General features: G+C 35.4%; 1 protein-coding gene and 1 pseudogene. Both read left to right on the top strand.

The genetic code is table 11. The features are described 5' to 3' along the window. Positions 1-538, top strand: a 538-nt coding sequence (locus ACFILH_RS02040; protein WP_375667282.1) for a DUF3987 domain-containing protein, incomplete at its 5' end; no start/stop codon positions are given. Positions 539-1,070: 532 nt separating this feature from the next. Beyond that, a pseudogene (locus ACFILH_RS02035) lies at positions 1,071-1,354 on the top strand (helicase); the annotation flags it as partial.

Genomic DNA, 1,354 nt, shown 5'->3' with positions numbered 1-1,354 from the left:
AGGATCACCAAAACACCCTATTACCATACGCTTTTCTGCTGAAGCTCAAGAAATGTTTCGTGTATGGTGGGAAAATTTTCAGAAAAGAATAAAGAATGGTCATTTCTCTGCAAGTTTAAAAGCACATCTTTTGAAAATGAATCAAACCATACCAACCCTTGCGTTGATTTTTGAACTGGCTGATGGTGGGCGTTTGGAAATCAATAGAGATGCCCTTGAAATAGCCTTGCGATGGGAAAAATATTTGTTAAGTCATGTCAAAAGGCTTTATGCGGCGGCGAATAGCTTAGCAACAGAGGGGGCAAAATTAATTGTCGAGCGTTGTGATTGTTTACCCGATGTTTTTACAACAAGGGACATTTATAAACGTGATTGGAAATGTTTCAAAGATAATGAAGCCGTTAAGCAAGCTTTAGAGCTTTTATGCCGTTGTAACTATATACGTGAAATCTCTGGAGACAAGAGCTCACAAGGCGGTCGCCCTACCATACGCTATGAATGGAATCCCTTAGTGACAAGCCATAAAACATCACACTGAGGCAATTTGGAAATCTTATAGAACATTAACAATATAACAGAGAACTCTTCAAAGCACTCCCCATTATGAGTTTTGGGGGGGCTTTTTGTACGTATTATTTTATTTTTTTAATCTAAAATAAAAATCATTATATTTCAATATGTTAATGTTTTAAAGAAACAACCTATATTAAATGCAATCCGTAAATACAATCTATAATATATATTTAAAGGGGTTTTGTAGGGGTTTTGGGGGTTTTAAGAACCTACAAAACCTATCAAAATACTCATTCTGATATTTTAAAGCACGTAGTACATTTATCTTGATGAATACGTGAAACGAACAGCAAATTTCACTACGTTGCTGATCTTATTCCATGTCATGGGCTGTGGATAAGCAGCCTTAAAGACCCCTTTTGAAAAAATATCGGCTTTTTTTAGCAGTTTTTTTCCCTTTTTTATCGTTATTTGCCTTAAATGCATTCAATTGAATTCGTTTTGATTCTTTTGATGAATATTAATTATCTCATAAGGCAAGGGATTTTTATTACAATATGCTGCAATCTATTAAGTCTGATAATGAACAATTCACTTTACGCTCCCTTTTACAATCCTATCGTGAACAGGCAACATCAAATGCTCTACGGGGGAAAGTGTTTGAAGATTTTGTGACAAAATATCTTATGTATGACCCTCTCCACTATGGGCGATATGAAAAAGTTGAGAGCTATTATGAATGGGCAAAAGAACGTGAAGATTGGAATAAAAATGATATCGGCATTGATCTGGTTGCTAAGCTTCGTCATCAAGAAGGCTATGTGGCTATTCAGTGTAAGTT

Origin of the sequence: Bartonella sp. CL435QHHD (genome assembly GCF_042195095.1) — a bacterium.
In the GTDB taxonomy this organism is placed as follows: Bacteria; Pseudomonadota; Alphaproteobacteria; order Rhizobiales; family Rhizobiaceae; genus Bartonella.
This window is presented reverse-complemented; position numbering and strand designations above follow the sequence as displayed.